The organism is Mesorhizobium sp. P170090 (assembly GCF_057786115.1).
Map to the genome: position 1 here is coordinate 5,041,071 of NZ_JBYNWH010000001.1, position 21,004 is coordinate 5,062,074.

At 64.4% G+C, this 21,004-nt stretch carries 17 protein-coding genes; 7 read left to right on the top strand and 10 right to left on the bottom strand.

The features are described from left to right. Positions 1-135 precede the first annotated feature (135 nt). Positions 136-2,475, bottom strand: coding sequence for a glucose/quinate/shikimate family membrane-bound PQQ-dependent dehydrogenase (locus AC3EML_RS24495; RefSeq protein ID WP_196814830.1), 2,340 nt, complete (start codon positions 2,473-2,475; stop codon positions 136-138). Positions 2,476-2,718: 243 nt separating this feature from the next. On the opposite strand from AC3EML_RS24495, the gene AC3EML_RS24500 reads away from it, so the two are divergent. Both AC3EML_RS24500 and AC3EML_RS24505 read left to right on the top strand, forming a co-directional pair. After that, positions 2,719-3,552: a DUF2059 domain-containing protein gene (locus tag AC3EML_RS24500; protein ID WP_023712457.1), complete on the top strand. Its 834-nt coding sequence runs from the start codon at positions 2,719-2,721 to the stop codon at positions 3,550-3,552. Positions 3,553-3,632: 80 nt separating this feature from the next. Further along, positions 3,633-6,419, top strand: a complete 2,787-nt coding sequence (locus AC3EML_RS24505) for an ATP-dependent helicase (RefSeq protein WP_023823155.1) — start codon at positions 3,633-3,635, stop codon at positions 6,417-6,419. Positions 6,420-6,736: 317 nt separating this feature from the next. Here AC3EML_RS24505 and AC3EML_RS24510 read toward each other — a convergent pair whose 3' ends face one another. From AC3EML_RS24510 to AC3EML_RS24530, 5 genes are all read right to left on the bottom strand, one after another. Further along, a complete protein-coding gene (locus AC3EML_RS24510) occupies positions 6,737-7,777 on the bottom strand; it encodes an ABC transporter permease (protein ID WP_352522166.1) in 1,041 nt (346 codons plus the stop codon). Then, positions 7,774-8,571, bottom strand: a complete 798-nt coding sequence (locus AC3EML_RS24515; RefSeq protein WP_023668308.1) for an ATP-binding cassette domain-containing protein — start codon at positions 8,569-8,571, stop codon at positions 7,774-7,776. The genes AC3EML_RS24510 and AC3EML_RS24515 overlap by 4 nt, the downstream gene beginning before the upstream one ends. Positions 8,572-8,751: 180 nt before the next feature. Then, on the bottom strand, positions 8,752-9,765 hold the full coding sequence (locus AC3EML_RS24520) for a substrate-binding domain-containing protein (protein ID WP_352522167.1): 1,014 nt from the start codon (positions 9,763-9,765) through the stop codon (positions 8,752-8,754). Between the two features lie 116 nt (positions 9,766-9,881). Beyond that, positions 9,882-10,787, bottom strand: coding sequence for a sugar phosphate isomerase/epimerase family protein (locus tag AC3EML_RS24525; protein WP_023682114.1), 906 nt, complete (start codon positions 10,785-10,787; stop codon positions 9,882-9,884). Continuing rightward, complete coding sequence (locus AC3EML_RS24530; RefSeq protein WP_352522168.1) at positions 10,787-11,818, bottom strand: Gfo/Idh/MocA family protein; 1,032 nt, start codon at positions 11,816-11,818, stop codon at positions 10,787-10,789. Before AC3EML_RS24530 ends, AC3EML_RS24525 begins: the two co-directional genes overlap by 1 nt. Before the next feature lie 194 nt (positions 11,819-12,012). Here AC3EML_RS24530 and AC3EML_RS24535 point away from each other — a divergent pair, with 194 nt between their 5' ends. Continuing rightward, complete coding sequence (locus AC3EML_RS24535) at positions 12,013-13,038, top strand: LacI family DNA-binding transcriptional regulator (protein WP_023682116.1); 1,026 nt, start codon at positions 12,013-12,015, stop codon at positions 13,036-13,038. A gap of 161 nt (positions 13,039-13,199) precedes the next feature. Then, positions 13,200-14,675 carry an esterase-like activity of phytase family protein gene (locus AC3EML_RS24540; RefSeq protein WP_023714765.1) on the top strand — a complete coding sequence of 492 codons (1,476 nt, stop codon included), beginning with the start codon at positions 13,200-13,202 and terminating at the stop codon, positions 14,673-14,675. Positions 14,676-14,753: 78 nt separating this feature from the next. Here the strand turns inward: AC3EML_RS24540 and AC3EML_RS24545 are convergent, their stop codons facing one another. Beyond that, on the bottom strand, positions 14,754-15,542 hold the full coding sequence (locus AC3EML_RS24545; protein WP_352463536.1) for a L,D-transpeptidase: 789 nt from the start codon (positions 15,540-15,542) through the stop codon (positions 14,754-14,756). Positions 15,543-15,740: 198 nt separating this feature from the next. Here AC3EML_RS24545 and AC3EML_RS24550 point away from each other — a divergent pair, with 198 nt between their 5' ends. Next, complete coding sequence (locus AC3EML_RS24550; RefSeq protein ID WP_023712449.1) at positions 15,741-17,213, top strand: MATE family efflux transporter; 1,473 nt, start codon at positions 15,741-15,743, stop codon at positions 17,211-17,213. Positions 17,214-17,216: 3 nt separating this feature from the next. On the opposite strand, the gene AC3EML_RS24555 is transcribed toward AC3EML_RS24550, so the two are convergent. Further along, entirely contained in the window at positions 17,217-18,425 is a 1,209-nt protein-coding gene (locus AC3EML_RS24555; RefSeq protein WP_023712448.1) for an MFS transporter, read from the bottom strand. A 153-nt stretch (positions 18,426-18,578) separates the two neighbouring features. Between AC3EML_RS24555 and AC3EML_RS24560 the strand changes: the two genes are divergently transcribed. Continuing rightward, complete coding sequence (locus tag AC3EML_RS24560; protein ID WP_023682120.1) at positions 18,579-19,154, top strand: TMEM175 family protein; 576 nt, start codon at positions 18,579-18,581, stop codon at positions 19,152-19,154. A gap of 12 nt (positions 19,155-19,166) precedes the next feature. Here the strand turns inward: AC3EML_RS24560 and AC3EML_RS24565 are convergent, their stop codons facing one another. Then, on the bottom strand, positions 19,167-19,448 hold the full coding sequence (locus tag AC3EML_RS24565; protein WP_023668298.1) for a hypothetical protein: 282 nt from the start codon (positions 19,446-19,448) through the stop codon (positions 19,167-19,169). Between the two features lie 131 nt (positions 19,449-19,579). Between AC3EML_RS24565 and AC3EML_RS24570 the strand changes: the two genes are divergently transcribed. Then, on the top strand, positions 19,580-20,446 hold the full coding sequence (locus AC3EML_RS24570) for an SDR family NAD(P)-dependent oxidoreductase (RefSeq protein WP_023682121.1): 867 nt from the start codon (positions 19,580-19,582) through the stop codon (positions 20,444-20,446). A gap of 26 nt (positions 20,447-20,472) precedes the next feature. Here the strand turns inward: AC3EML_RS24570 and AC3EML_RS24575 are convergent, their stop codons facing one another. Further along, the gene (locus tag AC3EML_RS24575) at positions 20,473-20,904 is read right to left on the bottom strand and encodes a low affinity iron permease family protein (RefSeq protein WP_023750938.1); all 432 of its coding nucleotides are present in this window, start codon (positions 20,902-20,904) and stop codon (positions 20,473-20,475) included. Positions 20,905-21,004 lie beyond the last annotated feature (100 nt).

Here is a 21,004-nt window from a genome sequence, read left to right on the forward strand (position 1 = left end):
TGACCAAGGCTGCTGCTGCCCCTCATCGCCCTGCCGGGCACTTCTCCCCGTATAGATGCCGGCAGGCAGATGAGGGGCGGCGCGACATTGCCAGAATATCTGCCGGGCCGATCACTTACCTAAGTCACATCGCTGCTACTTCGGCAGCGTATAGGCCATCACATAGTCGCCGGGCTTGGTGCCGACCGAGCCGTGGCCGCCGGCGACGATGACCACGAACTGGCGGCCGTCGGCGACGGTGTAGGTCATCGGCGTCGACTGCCCACCGGCCGGCAGCCTGGCCTGCCAGAGCTGCTTGCCCGATGTCAGGTCATAGGCGCGCAGATAGTCGTCGACCGCCGCGCCCAGGAAGACGACACCGCCGGCGGTGATCATCGGCCCGCCAATGCCGGGAACACCGACCTTCAGCGGCAAGGGCAACGGCGTCATGTCATAGACGGTGCCGTTGCGGTGCTTGTAGGCGATCTTGCCGGTTCTGAGGTCCGCTCCCGCCACATAGCCCCATGGCGGCGCCTGGCAGGGCACGCCGAGCGGCGACAGGAACGGCCCCATCACCACCGCATAGGGTGCGCCCTCATTGCGGTTCAGCCCCTGCTCGCTGCCGCGCCCCTCATCCGGCGGCGGCACCTGGTCGCGCGGAATGAGCTGCGATTTGAACGCCAGATAGGTCGGCATGCCGAACATCACCTGCCGCACCGGATCGACGGCGACGCCGCCCCAGTTGAATGTGCCGAAATTACCGGGATAGACCAGCGACCCCTGCACCGATGGCGGGGTGTAGCGGCCCTCGTAGCGCAGGCCCTGGAATTCGATCCGGCAGGCCAGCTGGTCGAACATGGTGATGCCCCACATGTCGGCGCCGGTCAGCGGCCTCGGATTGAAGGAGAGATCCGAGACCGGCTGCGTCGGCGACGTGTGATCGCCCTCGACAGCGCCGCCCGGCGCCGGCACTTCCTTGATCGGGATGATCGGCTCGCCGCTGCGCCGGTCGAGCACGTAGAGGTCGCCCTGCTTGGTCGGTCCAACCAGGCCCGGAACGACGCCGGCAGCGGTGGTGATGTCGACCAGGGTCGGCTGTGCCGGCACATCCATGTCCCAGAGGTCGTGATGCACGGTCTGCCGCACCCAGCGCACTTGTCCGGTGGCCAGATCGAGCGCGGTGATCGAGGAGGAAAACTTCTCGACATTGGCGCTGCGGCCCATCCCGAGCTGGTCCGGCGTCTGGTTGCCGAGCGGCACATAGAGCAGGCCGAGCTTCTCGTCGGCGCTTGCCGTCGACCACATGTTGGGCGAGTTGTGGGTGTAGGTCTGGCCTGCCGCCAGCGGCGTTGTCTGGTCCGGATTGCCGGAATCCCAGTTCCACACCAGGGCGCCGGTGTCGACGTCGAAGGCCCGGATGACGCCGGACGGCTCTTGCGTCGAATAATTGTCGTTGACCGCGCCGCCGATGATGATCTTGCCGCCCGCAATCAGCGGCGCCGAGGTCGAGTAATAATAGCCCGACTTCGGATACGGCATGTTGGTCAACAAATTGAGCGTGCCGGCTTCGGCGAAGGACGGGCAGACCTGGCCGTTGGCGGCGTCGAGCGCGATCAGCCGCGCATCCGAGGTCGGCAGATAGACGCGCGTCGCGCAAGGCTGGCCGGCGGCGATCTTGGCATCGGCATAATAGGACACGCCGCGGCAGGTCTGGTGCTGGCGGTCCTTGTCGAGCTTGATCTTGGGATCGAAACGCCATTTCTCCTTGCCGGTGGCGGCATCGATGGCGATGGCGAAATTGTGCGGCGTGCAGATATAGAGCGCATCGCCCACCTTCAGCGGCGTCACCTGGTAGGTGGTTTCGCCGACATCGTCCGGCCCTTTCACGTCGCCGGTCTGGTAGATCCAGGCCGGCTGCAATTTGGCGACATTGTCGGGCGTGATCTGGTCGAGCGGCGAATAGCGCTGGCCAAATTGCGTACGGCCGTAGAAATGCCATTCGCCCGGAGGCACATTGCCGCCGAGATCGGCAGTCGGCGTCACCTTGTCGGCGCTGAGGTCGCCGGCGATGTCCTTGGGATCGGCCGTCATCGAATAACCGGCGACGGCGAGCGATGCCAGCACGGCCAGAATGAGCGGCGCGCGCGCGTCGGGGCCGATCAGGCCCCGCCTTGCCCAAGGCGTCAGCAGCCACAGCGCCAGAAGCACGATGATGCCGCCGCGCGGTCCGAGTTCCCACCAGTCGAAGCCGATTTCCCACACCGCCCAGGCCAGCGTGCCGAGCACGATCGCCGCGTAGAGCCAGAGCGCCGTCGATTTGCGCCGGAAGAGCAGCCATGCGGCGATGAGGAAGGCGAGACCGGTGACGACATAGTACCAGCTGCCGCCCAGCATCGCGAGCCAGACGCCGCCGCCGCCAAGTGCGAGGCCGATGAGGAACAGGATGAGGGAGGTGATGACGACAGCCAAGACGATACTCCTTCGACTGATGCGCATTCCGCGGCGCGGCCATGGGCAAAGGTATGCCAATCCTGCCCCCGGCGGTACAACCTTCTCCCGCCCGCCGTGCCTGTCAAGCCGCCGGGGAGCGATCCATGGCGAAACCAAACGGCCATGCCGCAGGCTCCGCGCACAGGGCGTTTTTTTCGAGGCCACACGCCCAGGTGGCAATCCCGCCTTGCCGGCATCCGGGTTTTCCAGCAGTCTGCTTTCGACCAACCATCAGGAGCAACCAGAGTGATGTCATTCGCCTCGCCTCTGACGCGAGTAGTCCTTGTCCTCTGTAGCTTCGTCGCGCTCACGGCCGGCACAGTGGCCGCGCCGGCACAGACGCTGAGCGAGATCAACAAGGCAAACGGCTTTCACGAGATGCTGATGGGCATCGGTCCCGGCATCGCCGCAGCCACGAAATCCATACCCGAACCGTTACCGGCAAATTTCCAGGACGCCTTGTCGGTCGCGCTGGAAGGCGCCTTCGACGCAGTCAAAATGGAGACTGCCATCGAATCGCGGATGGCGGACAGGCTGTCGGCCACCGATCTGTCCGACCTCGCAGCGTTTTACGCTTCCCCGTTGGGCAAGCACGTCACCGCTTTGGAAATTCAGTCGTCTGGCCCGGAAGGCAGGCAAAGCAAGAAGACAGAGGGCAAGCAAATCCTCGCCGAGCTTCCGACCAAGGATCCAGCCCGGCTCGAATTGTACCGCAAGATCATCGACGATATCAGCGCTGTCGACACCGGCGAGGCGATAGCGCTGAACATGAGCTACGCGATGGTTACGGGGATGCTGGGCGCAGCCGGAAAGCCTCTGTCGGACGAACAGATCATGGCGCTGGTGCGTCAGCAATCCGTGAAAATTCGCCAGAACATCGAACAGAATGCCATGCAGGGTAGCGCTTATACGTACCGGGATCTCCCGCTCGGCGATCTCAGACTGTACTCGACATTCCTGGCGTCACCCGCGGGCAGCCGCTATTACGACCAGATGCTGACGGCCTTTGGCATGGTGATGACAGAGGAAGCGCGCTCGTTCGGACATCGATTGTTCGTCGCGCTCGGTTACCGAAAGGCCTGAGCCGCAGTATCGGGCACTTTAGCAGAACAAAACGTAGACACTTCTGGTCTTTCGCTCCCGAATCACTACATTCGGGGGAGATGTCCGGCTTTGCGGAAGAAATGCCCTTTTTCGACGAACCCAATGCGCGGCCCGCGGCCCCGTCGGGCATAGCCGCGCGCGCCATGGCGGCCCGCAGCGGACCCAACAGCGCACCCGATTATCTCAACGGCCTCAACCCCGAGCAGCGGCTGGCGGTGGAAACCACCGAAGGCCCGGTCCTGGTGCTGGCCGGCGCCGGCACCGGCAAGACCCGCGTGCTGACCACCCGCATCGCCCATATCCTGGCCACCGGCAGGGCTTTCCCCTCGCAGATCCTGGCGGTGACCTTCACCAACAAGGCCGCGCGCGAGATGAAGCAGCGCATCGGCCATCTCGTCGGCGAAGCCGTCGAGGGCATGCCGTGGCTCGGCACCTTCCACTCCATCGGCGTCAAGCTCTTGCGCCGCCACGCCGAGCTGGCCGGGCTCAAATCCGATTTCACCATCCTCGACACCGACGACGTCGTACGGCTGATCAAGCAGCTGATCCAGGCCGAAGGCCTCGACGACAAGCGCTGGCCGGCCAAGCAGTTCGCGCAGATGATCGACGGCTGGAAGAACAAGGGCCAAGGCCCCGCCGACATTGCCGAGGGCGACGCGCGCAGCTTCGCCAACGGCAAGGGCCGGGAACTCTACAAGGCCTATCAGGAGCGGCTGAAGACGCTGAACGCCTGCGACTTCGGCGATCTGCTCTGCCACCCGATCCGCATCTTCCGCGCCAATCCGGACGTGCTGAAGGACTACCACAAGCGCTTCAAATACATCCTCGTCGACGAGTACCAGGACACCAACACCGCGCAATACATGTGGCTGCGGCTGCTGGCGCAAAGGCCTACCTCCCCCTCGATGGGGGAGGTCGCGCCGCGTAGCGGCGCGGGTGGGGGTGGCAGCGCCGGCGCCAGTCACCCCTCCCGGCCGCTTCGCGGCGACCCTCCCCATCCAGGGGAGGGTAAAGCGCGCTCGGCCGAAGGCCGCAAGCCCGACCGGGCGTCCGAGCCGTTGCGAGGCGACTCCCGCGACGCCGAAGGCGCGCAAAAAAGAGGGGGCGGAGGGCCTGCGCCGGCAGGCGCGGAACGGCCCGTGAGCGAAAACAAAGTCAACATCTGCTGCGTCGGCGACGACGACCAATCGATCTATGGCTGGCGTGGCGCCGAGGTCGACAACATCCTGCGCTTCGACAAGGATTTTCCCGGCGCCACCATCATCCGTCTGGAGCGCAATTATCGCTCGACCGCGCACATCCTCGGCACTGCCTCGCACCTCATCGCCCACAATGAGGGCCGCTTCGGCAAGACGCTGTTCACCGAGAAGGTCGCCGAGGACGACGAGAAGGTGCATGTCCACGCCGCCTGGGATTCCGAGGAGGAGGCGCGCGCCGTCGGCGAGACCATCGAGACCTACCAGCGTGCCAAGCACAAGCTCAATGATATGGCCATCCTGGTCCGCGCCTCCTTCCAGATGCGCGAATTCGAGGATCGCTTCGTCACGCTCGGCCTCAACTACCGCGTCATCGGCGGCCCGCGCTTCTATGAGCGCATGGAAATCCGCGATGCACTGGCCTTCTTCCGCGTCGTCGCGCAGGGCGCCGACGACCTCGCCTTCGAGCGCATCGTCAATGTCCCCAAGCGCGGCCTGGGTGAAGCCACCATCCGCCAGATCCACGACACGGCGCGGAGCTTGCGCATCCCGATGCTGGAGGCAGCCGCCAAGCTCGCAGAAAGCGACGAGCTGAAGCCCAAGCCCCGCGCGGCCTTGCGCGAAGTGGCGGCCAATTTCGAGCGCTGGCAGAAGGCGCTGGAAACCACGCCGCACACCGAACTCGCCGAGACCATTCTGGAGGAGAGCGGCTACACCGACATGTGGAAGAACGACCGCTCGGTCGAGGCGCCGGGCCGGCTGGAAAACCTGAAAGAGCTTATCCGCTCCATGGAGGAGTACGAATCGCTGCGCTCCTTCCTCGAACATGTCGCCCTGGTCATGGACGCCGAGCAGAACGCCGAGCTTGACGCCGTCAACATCATGACGCTGCATTCGGCCAAGGGCCTCGAATTCGAGACCGTGTTCCTCCCCGGCTGGGAGGAAGGCCTGTTCCCGCACCAACGCGCGCTGGACGAAGGCGGCCGCTCCGGCCTGGAGGAAGAGCGCCGTCTCGCCTATGTCGGCCTGACCCGGGCCAAGAAGAACCTGCATCTGTGGTTCGTCTCCAACCGCCGCATCCACGGCCTGTGGCAGTCGACCATCCCGTCGCGCTTTCTGGACGAACTGCCGGAAGCCCATGTCGAGGTCGCCGAAAGCGGCAACTCCTATGGCGGCTACGGCAATTCCTATGGCGGCGGTTCGTTCGCGTCGGGCCGTGGCGGCCAGGGCGCAGGGCGGCAGAACCCCTACGGCGCCTCGCGCTTCGACAATGTCGGCGCGGAAAAATCCGGCGCCTTCTCCAACACCTATGCGACGCCCGGCTGGCAGCGCGCGCAGGCCAACCGCACCGAGGCGACCGACCGCAACTGGGGCTCGCGCTCCGGCCACCAGGTCGAGCGCATCGGCTATGGCGAGACCGACAGCGGCTACGGCGCCGGCCGAACCTCGGTCAAAGGCCGCACCATCGACGGCGAATTGGTCGCCAAATCCGTCGCCGACACGCCGTCGCCCTTCAGCGTCGGCGACCGCGTCTTCCACCAGAAATTCGGCAACGGCAACATCTCCAACATCGAAGGCAACAAGCTGACCATCGACTTCGACAAGGCCGGCCAGAAACGCGTGCTGGACGGGTTTGTGGCGGCGGTGTGAGCGCCCGCTTGTCCTGTTGTCCTACAAGCGACCACATTGTTGTAGGCTGGCGGAGCCCTCCCCGCCTCGTCATCCACGGGCGGAGCAAGGAGCGTAGCGACGCAGCGTAGACCGAGGATCCATCCCGCGTCTTCAACGCGTTGCCACGGTGCGGAATTCTGCGCAGCTGCACTCCAAGGTCGCGGAATGGATTCCAGGGTCTACGCGACGGAGCTTCGCTCCTGCTCCGCCCTAGAATGACGAAGCGACGGGCGTCTGCCCAGTCGTCGGGGCATGCGGTCCGCAACATGAGCGTCCCCGTCAATTTAGCCCGCCCCTCACCTGTACCGCGCCTGGTTCCACTTGTGCCCCAGCAGCGACAGGATGATGATCAGCCCGTTGAAGAACTGGACGTAGAAGCCGCTCAAGCCCGCCGCCACGACGCCGGTCTGGATGAACGACACGGTGACCGCGCCGATGGCGCCGCCAGCAACCGTACCGATGCCGCCCCAGGTCGGGGTGCCGCCGACGAACACTGACGCCAGCACCGGCAGCAGATAGCCGTCGCCCGCGGTCGGCCACCAGGTGAAGTTGATCATCACCGAAAACGTGCCGGCGATCGCAGCCCCAATGCCGGTGAAGATGAACACTTTCACCCGCACGCGTTTGACGTCGATGCCCATCTGCTGGGCGCTGTCGGGGTTGTCGCCGACCACCCTCACCTGCGCGCCGAAGCGGTGCCGGTTGTAGAGCATTGCCGACAAAATGACGAAGGCGAGTGCCCAGAAGACCTGTACCGGAAAACCCCACACCTGACCGGAGAAGATGGTGTACGCCCAGCTGTCGCTGAGATCGGTCAATGCCGTCGACCTGCCCTCGTTGATGATCTGGATCAGCCCACGCAGCAGGAAATTCATGCCGAGCGTGGCGATCAGCGACGACAGCCCGCCATAAACGACCAGCGATCCGACGAGAAAGCCAAGCAGCGTGCCGGTGATGAGTGCGGCAGCAATGCCGAGGAACGGATCGTAGCCGGCCTGCACCACCAGCGCGAACACCCAGGAGGCAAAGCCCATGGTTGCGGGGAACGACAGGTCGATCTCGCCGCAGGTGACGACGAAGACCAGCGGCACCACCACGAACAGCGCAACCGGCAGCGTGGTCAGCACGGATCTGTAGAGATACCAGGTGGTGAACACGGTCGGGTTGGCGATCAGGAACGCCGCCATCATGATGATGAACACGGCCAGCGTGCCGAGCGCTGCGCGGTTGTCGATGACGAAACCGCGCAGCCAATGGTCGGACGGGTGCTTCCACTCGGGTCGGGCTGCCTTGCCGCCGAGAGGGCTCTGCAGATCGGGTTCCATGGTCTTGCTCATCGTGCTGCCCTCTCCGCGTCGCCGGCCTCGTGCAGCCCCGGCAATCCGCCGGGATGCGCAACGTCTTCCATGAAGTTGATCAGCTCTTCGGCCGACTTGACCTCGGTGCGATCGGCGGTCAGCGCCACCTTGCCGCGGTCAATCACCACGAAGCGGTCGGCGATGTCGAAGACGTGATGGATGTTGTGGCCGATGAAGAGGATCGAGCGCCCGCTCGCCCGCACCTGGCGCACGAAATGGAAGACCTTGGCGGTCTCGGTCAGCGACAGCGCCGTCGTCGGCTCGTCGAGGATGATCAGCTCCGCCTGCTTGTAGATGGCGCGCGCGATCGCCACGCCCTGGCGTTCGCCGCCGGAGAGCTGGCCGACGATCGAATGCGGCGTGAACACTTTCGAGGTAAAGCCGATCTCGCGCATCAGCCGGCTCGCCTCCTCTATCTCTTTATTGACCTTCAGAAAGCCCATGAAGCCGGTGAGTTCGCGGCCCATGAAGATGTTGCGCACGATGGTCTGCTGCACGGCCAGCGCCCGGTCCTGGAAAACCGTCTCGATGCCGGCGTCGCGCGAGCGTGCCGCACTCCAGCCGGTCACCGGCTTGCCGCGCACCAGGATCTCGCCGCTGGTCGGCTTGACGACGCCGGACAGGATCTTGATCAGCGTCGATTTGCCGGCGCCATTGTCGCCGATCAAGCCAACCACCTCGCCGCGGTCGACCGAGAGATTGACCCCGCCCAGCGCATAGACCTGGCCATAGGATTTGCTGATGTCGCGCAGTTCGATGATGCGTTCGGCCATGGCGATCCTCGCTTGAGCAATTCCAGGAAAAGTGTACGCGGTTTTTCGTCCGAAATTGCGTAAGAACAAAGAGGTAGAGCGGTTCGCCGTTTCCTTGAAACGGTGAAATGCTCTCGCTTGCCGGCATTCTCGCCAGCGGTCCTGCCGGCCGGGCTTGGGCCCAGCCGGCAGCTTGGGAGGTCAGCGCAGCGCCTGCTTGGCGAGCTCGGCGACGATCTCGTAATTTTGCGGCGTGACGAAACCGGCGCCGGTGTCGACATTCATCGGCGCCAGGCCCAGCACCACCTGCTGGCAAAGGCTGAGGATCGGCAGATAGCCTTGCAGGAACGGCTGCTGATCGGCCGTCAGTTGCACCCAGCCGCCCTTGAACGCCTCGACGATCTGGGGACTGGTGTCGAAGCCGAAGTTGAAGATGTCGCCGGGCTTCCTGCCCGCCGCCTGCATGTAGGTGGCGACGTTGCCCAGCATCTGGCCGCCGGGATAGCCGACCGCCTTCACATCGGGATTGTTGAGCAGTGCCGCGGTGATCACCGGGATCGCCAGATTGGGGTCGGACGCCCATTCGCCGCTCGGCGGCGAGGACAGCTGGATGACCTCGACGCCGGCTTCCTTCAGCGCGGCCACGGTGCCGCGCTCACGCGCACCGCGGGCCTCGTTCTCGAACGGGCCGATCATGATCGCCTTGTCGCCGGCCTTGAGATTGCCGAGCTTGAACGCCTCGACGCCGAGCGCGCGGCCCTGCTGCTCCTGCTGAGCGCCGACATAGCCGCCGCCGAACGCAGCCACCACCGTCGGCACCGGCACGTTCTGGTACATCATCTTGATGCCGTCCTTGTGCGCCTGTTCGGCCAGCGGCATGATCGCGGCGTCGCCGGGATGGCCCATCATGGCAATGCCGTTTGGCTTCACGGCCACGGCCTCGCGCAATTGCTGCACCATCTTCTCGACGTCCCACTGCGAGAAGATATAGTCGACCTTGGGTCCGAGATCGGACGCCGCCTGCTTGGCGCCATTGTAGACGATGGTGCCGAAAGCGTCGCCCTCGGCGCCGCCGACGAAAAAGCGGATGTGGACATCCTTGCACCACTGGGCGTCGAGCGCCTGCGCCGGCAGAGTGGAGATGGCAGCGCACAGCGCCGTGGCGGCGGCCACGACGGTCGAGCGCAGAAGTGTCGTTCTCATTGCGATGCTCATGCACGTTCCTCCCTTTTGTCCTCGGTGAGCCGAGGGGTTTCGTCATTCGCCTGTCGGCAGTGCTTGTCGGCAGTGCTTGGCAATCTGTCAGGCCGGCTCCTCCCACCGGCCCTCGGTCACGCCGGGTTCGGCAGGTAGGTCGCTCCTCCCCGGCATTGCTTGAGGTATTCCAGCCCGCGCACCTGGCCTGTGATTTCGAGGTCGCCGCGATAGACCGGGTCGTGCCAGCCCTCGATGTCGATGGCGCCCTTGTAACCGGCCAGCCGCAATTCGCTGATCACCCGCGTCCAGTCGCTGTCGCCAAAACCGGGCGTGCGCATCTGCACGAAGGGCAGCTTGCCGAACACGCCGTGCTCGCGGATCACATCCCAGCGCACCGTCGCGTCCTTGCCGTGGACATGGAAAATGCGCGGCGCCCATTTGCGGATCTGCGGCATCGGGTCGATGAGGTAGACAAGCTGGTGGCAGGGCTCCCATTCGAGGCCGAGATTGTCGTCGGGCAATTCGTTGAACATCAACTCCCAGGCATCGGGATTGTGGGCGATGTTCCAGTCGCCGGCCGCCCAGTTGCCATCCATGGCGCAATTTTCGAAGGCAATGCGCACGCCCTTGTCGGCGGCGCGCTTGGCCAGTGGTCCCCAGACCTCACGGAAGCGCGGCAGGCTGTCGGTCAGCTTCTTGCCGCGAAGGCGGCCGGTGAAGCCGCTGACCGTCGAGGCGCCGAACAGATGCGCGTTGTCGATGACGGTTTCCCAGGCCGCGAGCACGCCGCGATCGACCTCGCCATCCTCCAGCGGATTGCCGAACACGCCAATCGACGACACGGCGACATCGGCATCGCCGATCGCCTCGCGAATCTCACCGGCGAGCCGCCGCAAATCCTTGCCGCCCAGCGTCTGCCAGAAGAAGGGCTGGATGCTCTCGAAACCGAGCGGCAGAATCTCTTTGATGTAGGCGGCGGGGTCTTCGAGATTGGCCCGCACCATGGTGCCGATCCGGATGTCGAGAAGCGGGTTTGGCATCATGATGCTTCCTGTGTGATTGCGACGCGCCGTCCGGTCTCGGCGCTTTCGATGGCGCCGAAAACCATGGCCAGGCTTTTGATGTTGTCGCTGCCACGGGTTTCCGGCTCGCTACCGGTCTCGATGGCGTGGATGAAATCCTTGATGACGCCGAGATGACCGCCGATGCGGTCGGCGGGATCGAGCGGCGGCACGATGATGGGCTGGGTCAGGTCGAAAAGGCCGTCGCGGACCGACAACACAACTTCGGCCTTCAGCCCGTCCTCGCCGTCCCAGACCAGGCTGCCGTGCTCGGCGACGATGCGCCATGTGCTCTCCCAACTGGTGCGGAAGCCCGCCGCGCACCAAGAGCCTGCATAGGTGAACCGCTTGCCGCCACCGAGATCGAAGATAGCGCTGGCCGACGATCCCTGCCGGTACCAGGAATTGGCCGGCTCCCATTCCTGGCAAAAGACACCGGCGGGATCGCCTGCGACCATGTAGCGGGCGGCGTCGAATGTGTGGATCGCCATGTCGAGCAAGAGCACATGGGCCATCTCCTCGCGAAAGCCGCCGAAATGCGGCGCGATGAAGAAGTCGGCATGGATGCTGGTCGGCTTGCCGATGGCGCCGGAGTCGAGAAAGCGCCTGATGCGCCGGACATTGGCGACGTAGCGGCGGTTCTGCACGACCGCATGGACGCGCCCCGCGTTACGCGCCGCATCGACGATGGCGCGCGCATTTTCCGGAGTATCGGCCAGCGGCTTTTCCGTCAGCAGATGGCAATTATGGGCAAAGGCGGCAAAGGCGACATCACGCCGGGCGGCTGGAACCACGACATCGAACACCGCGTCGGGCGTGGTCTGGTCGAGCACCGCGTCGAGGCTGGTGCCGATGACCGCGCCGTCGAGCCCGTATTCGTGCGCCCTCGCCTTCGCCCGTTCGGCGTCGAGATCGACAAGGCCGACAATGGCCAGCCCGTCGATCTGCCTCGCGGCATCGAGCCAGGCCTTGCTCATCGCACCACAGCCGACGAGGACGGCATTCATCATCCGGCATTCCTCCCGTCCGGTCCCTCCAGACCGAATGTCACGGCATTTCCGGCATCACCGTAAACGTTTCTCCGTAAACGTTTACGAGAACACACCCGATGGCGTAGAATGTCAATCGGCTGTCAGCGAAAATCATCCCGAAGCCTTGGCCTGGGCGGCAGCCGGTGCTAGCCAAGACAGGGGGAGAACTGTCCTTGGCGTCCAGCATCCATGACCTCGCGCGTCACCTGAACATTTCGATCGGCACCGTGTCGCGGGCGCTGAACGGCCGCGCCGACGTCAATGCCGACACCCGCCAGCGCGTGCTCGCCGCCGCCAAGCAATTGAACTATTCGCCCAACCAGTCCGGCCGCAGCCTGCGGCAAGGCACCACCCATTCGATCGCCTTCATGCTGCAGCCGCATCCGGGCGACCAGCAATATGGCGAACCGTTCTTCATCCCGTTCCTGATCGGTCTGCAGGGCCGGCTGGCCGAGGATGACCTGGATCTGATGGTCGTCATGGGCGAGCCCGGCCAATATCAGCAGGAGAGGCTGCGCCGCGTGGTTGAGACGCGCCGGGCCGACGCGGTCGTGTTGGCCAATACACGGCGGGAAGACGATCGGATCGACTATCTCAGCAAGGCCGGCTTTCCCTTCGCCACGCTTGGCCGAAGTCAATCCGGCGACGACACCTATCCTTCGCTCGATATAGATTTCGAGAGGGCGGGTGATGAAGCCGTCGACCGGCTGGTCGCGCGCGGCCACCGCCGCATTGCCGCCATCCGCCCTTCGCTTGATCTCAACTTCGGCTACCTTTTCCTCGACGGCTACCGCAAGGGGCTGGAGCGGCATGGCATCGAAGTCGACCCCGGCCTGATCGCCGACGGCTTCATCAACGAGGCAGGCGGCTACCAGGTGACGCCGCGCGTGATGCTCTCCAAGGACCGGCCCACAGCCATCATCTTCAACAATGACGCAATGGCGCTCGGCGGCTGCAAGGCACTGGCCGAGATGGGCATCAGGCCCGGCCACGACATCGCGGTGATCGTCATCGTCGACACGCCGCTCTGCCGTTATTTCTCGCCGGCGCTGACCGCCTTCCGTCCGTCGCTGGAGCCGATGGGCCGGCGGCTGGCCGAAATGCTGCTGGCCTCGCTTCCCGCCTTTGCCGGCCCGGAAGGTCCGCGCATCATCCGCGAAGTCTGGCCGCTGGAACTGATCGCCCGCGACAGCGATTGATCATTGCGCTCTTCCCTCTCCTACAAGGGAGAAGGAAGAGGCCCTCTCTGTCACGCAAGTATCATGTTCGCGTCCTAGACCGCTTTGCGAGAGGGCGACATCGTCGATGCGATGCGGTGGCCCCTTTGCGCCGCTCAAGGCTTGTCACAAAAAGGATCTCCATGAAAATCTCGCACCGAACCGTGTCGCTCGGCGCCGCGCTGGCGCTGTTTACCGCCCTGACCCCTGCCCTTGCCGACAGCACCGCCACCGTTGGCGGCTTCGTCAACAAGGGCCTGGTCGGCGTCGGCCGCATCCCGGCCGATCAGAAGGACAAGTTCGGCGAGACCTTCGGCTCCGGCTCCGGCATGTCCATCGACGCCGCAAGCTGGACCCGTGGCGCGGACGGCTACAAGGGCTCGCTCTGGTTGCTGCCGGACCGTGGCTACAATGTCGTCGGCACCACCGATTACCGGCCGCGCCTCAACACTATTCATATCGAATTCACGCCGACCGCACTGGGCGCCACGCCCACCTCCGGCCAGGAACAGACAGGCGTCAAGGCGACGCTTGCCGATTCCCTGCTCCTCACCGACGACAAGGGCGCTGACGCCACCGGCCTCGATCCGCTCAACGGCGTGCGCGCGGCCAATGGCGACCTGCCGATCCTGCCCGAGGCCAATGGCAAGCTGGCGCTCGACAATGAGGCGATCGCGCGGCTGCCCGACGGCACCATGTTCATCTCTGACGAATACGGCCCCAACATCTACCGCTTCTCGGCCGACGGCCATCTGTTGTCGGCAACGCAGCCGCCCGCCGCTTTGGTGCCGATGCGCAAGGGCGCGCCGAACTTCGCCTCCGACAATCCGGGCCCCGGTGCAGCCGAACCCGATCCGAAGGATCCCGAAACCGGCCGCCAGAACAATCAAGGCCTCGAAGGCATGGCGCTGACGCCGGACGGCAAGTCGCTGATCACTGTGCTGCAGTCGGCGCCCCGCCAGGATGGCGGCGATTCGCCCGCGACGCGCCAGAACACCCGCGCGCTGGTCTACGACGCCTCCGACCCGGCCCATCTCAAGCTGGTGCATGAATATGCCGTGCCGCTGCCGGTGTTCAAGGACGCCAAGGACAAGACCAAGGTCGCCGCGCAGAGCGAAATCGTGGCGCTGTCCGACAAGACCTTCCTGATGCTGGCGCGCGACAGCGGAAACGGCCAGGGGGTGAAGGGCGATACTTCGCTGCTGCGCCAGATTTTCGTCGTCGACGTCTCTGGCGCCACCGACATTGCCGGCGGCGCCTTCGATGCCGCCGACAAGCCGCTGGCGCCCAAGGGCGTGCTCGACCCCTCGGTGACCCCGGCCAAGCTGACGCCGTTCATTGACATCAACGACAACAAGGAACTCGGCCGTTTCGGCCTGCATGACGGCAAGCCGAACGACAAGAACAATCTCTCGGAGAAGTGGGAAGCAATGTCTGTGGTCAGCCTGCTCGATCCGGCGCTGCCCGACGACTATTTCCTGTTCGTCGGCAACGATAACGACTTTCTCACCCAGGACGGTTTTCAGGTCGGCGCGCCCTACAAGGCCGACGACGGCGCCGATGTCGACACCATGTTTCTGGTCTATCAGGTCACGCTTCCGGGCCTCGCCAAGAAGTAGCCGTTTACGGAAAGGCGGACGCGCCCGGCGCGTCCGCCTCTAAACGTTTGTCGGCGATCAGCGATGCCGTGAAGGCACCTATTTCAAAATCTCCGCATCCCTTGGCACGCCGGCATCTATCGGCTCGGCGGTCCGGCTCGACACGGCCATGATCTTGCCTGCGGCCGACAGGTTCGGGCGCACATAGACCTGGGCTAAGCCGTTGACCCGGCTGTAGAGGTCGATAATGTCCTGGTTCATGAAGCGCACGCAGCCCGACGACGCGTTCTTGCCGATGGAATCCCATTCCGGCGTGCCGTGCAGCCGGTACATCGTGTCCTTGCCGTCGCGGAACAGATAGAGCGCACGCGCGCCGAGCGGGCTCTGCGGTCCCGGCGGCATGCCGTCCTTATATTTCGCCAGTTCCGGCCGGCGCTGGATCATTTCGGGCGGCGGCGTCCACACCGGCCATTTCTTGCGCGCCTGGATCACGGCGCTGCCGGTCCAGCCAAACCCGGCCTTGCCGAGGCTGACGCCATAGCGCATTGCCTTGCCGCCGTCGCGCACCAGATAGAGAAAATGCTCGGATGTATCGACGACGATCGTGCCGGGTTTTTCGCCGGTCGGATCGTCCACGATCTGGCGCACGAACTTCGGATCGAGCTTGGCCACGGGGATTGCCGGCAATGAAAAGCCCTCATCGACGCGCGCCGAATACATGGTGGCGGCATCGCCCAGAGCCGGTTCGGGCGCCGGAGCGGGCGTTGGCGGCACCACGACGTCGGTCGTGGTGCAGGCTGAAAGCGCCATGGAAGCGGCACCCAAAGCGGATATTCCAAGAAACGCGCGCCGGTTCAGGCGCTCGGAAAAAAGCGGATTGTCGGACATGATCCCCCCAGCCTATTCATCATATCCAACAGGATATGCGACCCCACGCGGCGACGACCCATATCCCATTCCGAATGTTTTGAGAACTGATTAGCTTGAAGCCGCCAGGTGGCATGTTCCAATGCCGCATCGACCTTGTCCGTCAAATCGGCGATCATTGCCGGGCGGACTTTGAGATGAACCTTCGCCGAACAGCCCATGGACGAAAAAATACCACCGCGCCGGCGCACCGGCGACCTGACCAGCGGCCCGATTCCGCGCACGCTGCTTTTGTTCGCTCTGCCGGTGCTCGGCTCCAATGTGCTGCAGTCGCTCAACGGTTCGATCAACGCTGTCTGGGTCGGCCGCTTCCTCGGTGAATCGGCGCTGACCGCCACCTCCAACGCCAATCTGGTTCTGTTCCTGATTCTTGGCACCGTATTCGGCATCGGCATGGCCGCCACCATCCTGGTGGCGCAATCGGTTGGCGCCCGCGACCTGCCCGAGGCGCGGCGCATCGTCGGCACCAGCGCCAGCTTCTTCTTCCTCGTCTCGGCTATCTTCGCCGTCTGCGGCTGGATCTGGGTCGACGCCATCCTCAACACACTGGGCACCCCGCCCGATGCGCTGCCGCTGGCGCGCTCCTATCTGCGTATCATCTTCGTCGCCGTGCCGATGATGAACCTTCTGTCCTTCGTCATGACGGTGCTGCGCGGTGCGGGTGATTCGCGCACGCCATTCTTCTTCATGGCGCTCGCGGTCGTGCTCGACATCATCCTCAATCCGCTGCTCATTCGCGGCATCGGCCCCTTCCCCGAACTCGGCATCGCCGGCTCCGCCACCTCGACGCTGATCGGCCAGACGGTGAGCGTGATCGCCATCCTCGTCGTGCTTTATGCCAAAAAGCATCCGTTGCGGCTCGCCGGCGCGAACCTCGCTCTGCTGCGGCCGGATCCGGCGCTGCTCAGGATCGTCGTCTTCAAGGGCGTGCCGATGGGCCTGCAGATGATCGTCATTTCGGCGGCGGCGCTGACCGTGATGGGCATCGTCAACTCCTACGGCTCGCAGGTCGCCGCCGCCTACGGCATCGCGGCGCAGCTGTGGACCTATATCCAGATGCCTGCACTGGCGATCGGAGCCGCAGTCTCGTCGATGGCGGCCCAGAATGTCGGCGCCGGGCGCTGGGACCGCATCGGTCGCATCGCGGCGTCCGGCGTCGGCTTCAACCTGGTGCTCACCGGCGCCCTGGTGGCGCTGCTGTTCCTCTTCGACAGGCCGGTGCTCGGCCTGTTCCTTAGCCGCGACAGCACCGCAATCGACATTGCAGCCCACATCAACAAGGTGGCGTCCTGGTCGTTCATCCTGTTCGGCGTCACCATCGTGCTGTTCGCCACCGTGCGCGCCACCGGTGCCGTGATGCCGCCGCTGATCATTCTGGTGATTTCCGTGCTGGTCGTGCGTACCGGCTTTGCCTACTTCTTCAGGAGCTACATCGGCGAGGAAGCGCTGTGGTGGAGTTTTCCGGCGGGATCGATCACCTCGCTGGTGCTGGCCGCCGCCTATTATCGCTTCGGCCGCTGGCGCACCATGCACATGATCGAGGACCGGCCGGCCGCCGGCGAGCCGCCCGACACCGGCCTCGGCATCCCGCGCGGACGGGCAAACATGGCGCCCGAGACGCCAAACGGGTGAGGCTCAGCGCGCGTATTTGACGCCGAACCCCAGCGCTACGACAGAGAACAGCGTGATCATGCCGGCGAAGGCCAGGCTTGCCGTCGTCGGAGTGGCCCAACTCGACAGCAGCCCAATGCCGATCACCGGCAGCGCATTGCCGCAGAAGCAGCAGATGAAGAACGCCGACACCAATTCGGCGCGACGCTCGGCAGGTGCGATCTGGCTCACCACCTGCAGGCCGCCGCGATAGCCGAGCGCCGCCGCCACGCCGCACACAGCGGTGGCGGCAACCATCAGGGACATCGACGCGAAAAACTGAGCAGCAACCATCAGCCCTACGGCCGGGATCATCAGCGCCAGCGCGGCCAGCATGCCGGCGCGACTGGACAGTCGGGTCGTGGCCAGAATGGTCGCGGCCGCAACGATCGACAGTTCAAAGAACAGCCCGCCGGCCTCGGCATGGTTGGCCACATGCAGCTGCTGCGCCAGGATGCTCGGCGCCAGGGCTGCATAGAAGCCGACCAGCGCCATGGCGCCGAAGCCGGTGACGGCCGGCGCCACGAAAGCGGCGCGGATATCAGCGGGCACCGACAGCCGCGGCCGCAGCGAAACGTCGACCAGCCTTCCCGGCCGCGAAACGGTTTCCCTGGTGCGCCAGATCAACAGCGTCACCACCACGAGCAAGGCAAGATAGACCGCAAACGTTAGTCTCAACGGCCAGGGCGCATATTCGGCGAGCAGGCCCGATGCCAGCGCGCCGAGGCCAAGGCCAACGAAGTTGGTGCTGGTGGCGATGATTGCCGCGCGCGATTTGTCCTTACCCTCGATCAATTCGGCAAGCCAGGCCGTGCCGGTTCCCGCGCCGACGCCGATGCCAAGGCCGCTCAATATGCGGGCGACATCGAGCCATGCGACGTTCTCGGCCAACAGGAACACCAGCGCGCTGACCACCGCTATGGCCATCGACGCCAGCGCCGCAGGACGGCGGCCAATGCCGTCGGACAAGCGCCCGAACATCAGCAATGCGCCGAGATTGCCGACGACATAGACGGCGTAGACCAGCGTCAGCGTGATCTGCGAGAAACCGAAGGCCTGCTTGTAGATGACGTAAAGCGGCGTCAGCACCGTGCTGCCGGCGAACAGAGCGGCGATCATGGCGGCAACCGCGGCCATCGCGGGCCGGCCATCGAGTCCGTTGTCGCGCGTTATGGTCTCGGCATAGCTGGTCATGGCAACCTCCGGCCAATCGCCCAACGCCCAATTGCGCCCCAACGTCCATGTAAGGATGGCCGTTCCACGCGCCGAACTTCATCCTGACAACCTTGTCAGGATGGTCTTGCCCGAAATCCTCGCTTAACGTCTTTCCATCGAGAAGGAGAATCCATGGGAAAAGGCAGAGTCGAGGCATTCACCGATGGGGTGGTCGCCATCATCATCACCATCATGGTGCTGGAGCTGAAAGTGCCCCATGGGGAGGATTTTTCAGCGCTTCTGCCGCTGTGGCCGATCTTTTTCAGCTATGTCTTGTCGTTCATCAATGTCGGTATCTACTGGAACAATCTGCACAACATGTTCCACACCGTCCAAAGGGTCGACGGCCGCGTGCTGTGGGCCAACCTCAACCTTCTGTTCTGGTTGTCGCTGATGCCGGCGACGACGGCCTTCATGGGCGAGAACCATTTCGCGCCGGTCCCCGTCGCCGTCTATGGCATCGACCTGGTGCTGTGCGCGGTCGCCTACACCTTTCTCGCCACCAAGCTGCACCATTTGCACGGCAACGACACCGCCTTCGCCAAGGCGCTGGGCAATGACCGCAAGGGCAAGATCTCGGTGGCCCTCTACGCCGCCGCCGTCCCGCTTGCCTTCGTCAACCAATGGATCGGCGTTGCGATCTTCGTGCTGGTGGCCGCCGTCTGGTTCGTTCCGGACACGCGTTTTTCGCGGGTGCTGGAAAAGTAGCGTAGGACGCCTCTACTTGCGCATCGCCTTCAGCTTTTCGGCAACCGACGCGGCTAGGTCGGCATAGCGCTCCTCCAGCCGCTCGGCCGCCTTGATGATCGAAAAATCATGGCCGAATTTTTCCAGCGCCATGCGCAATTTCTCGACGAACTCGGCCTGTTTTTCGAGTGCCGAAAACAAGGTCTTCACCTGCGCTTCGCTTATGTCCGGATTGGCAAGCATCTGTGGCACCTCGCGGCCCATCTGGTCGCCGGTGGCGGTCTGCTCCTTCAGGATCGCAACCCAGTCGGTCAATCGGCAGTCTCCTGTTCAGCCGCAGCATGCACAGCCGCCGTTGATGCGGTCAACCCGAACACGCGGGACGGCCTTGCACGATGCGCGTCCCGCGCTAAGTTCGGCGCCACCCGAACCCTAGGAAAAAGATCATGACCTCCGACGCCGAAATCCAATCCGCTTTGCCCGCCCTCAGCCGAGGCAACGTCGCCGTCATCACCGGGGGCGCCAGCGGCATCGGGCTTGCCGCCGCCAAAAGGCTGGCGGCTATGGGCATGAGACTGGTGCTGGCCGACATTGGCGGCGCGCGCCTCGATGCGGCCCGCCAGGCAGTCGCCGCGATCGCCGGCGAGAATGCCGTGCTTGCGGTCGCCACAGACGTCTCGAAGGCCGACGAACTCGGCCGGCTGGCGGAAAAGACGCATGCCGCTTTCGGCGCCGTATCGCTGCTGATGAACAATGCCGGCGTCGGCAACAATCCGGGAAAACCGTGGGAGAACGGCGACGCCTGGAAGCGGCTGATCGACATCAATTTCTGGGGCGTCGTACATGGCGTCGAGGCCTTTGCGCCGGCCATGCTGGCCTCCGGAGAGCCGGGCCTGATCATCAACACCGGCTCCAAGCAAGGCATCACCACGCCACCCGGCAATCTCGCCTACAACGTATCCAAATCGGCATTGAAGACGTTCACCGAAGGCCTGGCGCACGCATTGCGCAACGAGCCGGGCGCGAAGGTCGCGGCGCATCTTCTCATTCCCGGCTTCACCTTCACCGGCCTCACCGAAGGAGCGGTCGAAAAACCCGCTGGCGCCTGGACCGGCGAGCAGGTGGTCGACTTCATGCTGGCTTCGCTGGCGCGCGGGGACTTCTACATCCTGTGCCCCGACAATGAGGTGATGCGGCCGACCGATGAAAAGCGCATGGCCTGGGCGATCGGCGACATCATCGAGAACCGGCCTGCTCTCTCGCGCTGGCACCCCGACCATAAGGACGCTTTCGCGGCCTTTATGGGAAACTGATCGTCGAACTCAGCCAAAGCCGAGACTCAGGCGGGCGCGCGTTTTTTCGCGGTGCGCTTTTGCGCGACGGCCTTCTTGCCCGCCAGTTCGGCGAGCTCGTGGTCATGGCGTTTTGCCGCCCGCTCGCATTTGTCTCTGATCTCCTCGACCTCGGATTCGGTCAGGTGCTCGATGCCGATGAAATGATTGTGGCCCTCGCTGACGCGGATCAGTTCGTCGAGCTTGGCCTGAACCGCGGCGCCGTCGCGGTTCTGGGTGTTCTGAATCAGGAACACCATCAAAAAGGTGATGATCGTCGTTCCCGTGTTGATGACGAGCTGCCACGTATCGGAGAAGCCGAAGAATGGCCCGCTTACCGCCCAGACGATAACGATGGCGCAACAGGCGATGAAAGTCGGCGGCAGGCCCGCCAAGTGCGAAACGGTGTTGGCGATTCTGGTAAACAGCTTTTCGATCATTCACATCCTCAACCGTTCAAAGCGCGACGAGCTGACCAAGGCCGCATTCATCGCTCCAACAATAAACAACCGGCAGCCGCTTCCGGTTCCCTGTCGCAGA

Excerpts from the sequence above, each read along its gene's own strand:
- AC3EML_RS24505 (WP_023823155.1), top strand. The coding sequence starts at position 3,633 with ATGTCCGGCTTTGCGGAAGAAATGCCCTTTTTCGACGAACCCAATGCG.
- AC3EML_RS24550 (WP_023712449.1), top strand. The coding sequence starts at position 15,741 with ATGGACGAAAAAATACCACCGCGCCGGCGCACCGGCGACCTGACCAGC.
- AC3EML_RS24540 (WP_023714765.1), top strand. The coding sequence starts at position 13,200 with ATGAAAATCTCGCACCGAACCGTGTCGCTCGGCGCCGCGCTGGCGCTG.
- AC3EML_RS24530 (WP_352522168.1), bottom strand. The coding sequence starts at position 11,818 with ATGATGAATGCCGTCCTCGTCGGCTGTGGTGCGATGAGCAAGGCCTGG.
- AC3EML_RS24495 (WP_196814830.1), bottom strand. The coding sequence starts at position 2,475 with ATGCGCATCAGTCGAAGGAGTATCGTCTTGGCTGTCGTCATCACCTCC.
- AC3EML_RS24560 (WP_023682120.1), top strand. The coding sequence starts at position 18,579 with ATGGGAAAAGGCAGAGTCGAGGCATTCACCGATGGGGTGGTCGCCATC.
- AC3EML_RS24515 (WP_023668308.1), bottom strand. The coding sequence starts at position 8,571 with ATGGCCGAACGCATCATCGAACTGCGCGACATCAGCAAATCCTATGGC.
- AC3EML_RS24555 (WP_023712448.1), bottom strand. The coding sequence starts at position 18,425 with ATGACCAGCTATGCCGAGACCATAACGCGCGACAACGGACTCGATGGC.
- AC3EML_RS24500 (WP_023712457.1), top strand. The coding sequence starts at position 2,719 with ATGTCATTCGCCTCGCCTCTGACGCGAGTAGTCCTTGTCCTCTGTAGC.
- AC3EML_RS24570 (WP_023682121.1), top strand. The coding sequence starts at position 19,580 with ATGACCTCCGACGCCGAAATCCAATCCGCTTTGCCCGCCCTCAGCCGA.
- AC3EML_RS24525 (WP_023682114.1), bottom strand. The coding sequence starts at position 10,787 with ATGCCAAACCCGCTTCTCGACATCCGGATCGGCACCATGGTGCGGGCC.
- AC3EML_RS24510 (WP_352522166.1), bottom strand. The coding sequence starts at position 7,777 with ATGAGCAAGACCATGGAACCCGATCTGCAGAGCCCTCTCGGCGGCAAG.
- AC3EML_RS24545 (WP_352463536.1), bottom strand. The coding sequence starts at position 15,542 with ATGTCCGACAATCCGCTTTTTTCCGAGCGCCTGAACCGGCGCGCGTTT.
- AC3EML_RS24520 (WP_352522167.1), bottom strand. The coding sequence starts at position 9,765 with ATGAGCATCGCAATGAGAACGACACTTCTGCGCTCGACCGTCGTGGCC.
- AC3EML_RS24575 (WP_023750938.1), bottom strand. The coding sequence starts at position 20,904 with ATGATCGAAAAGCTGTTTACCAGAATCGCCAACACCGTTTCGCACTTG.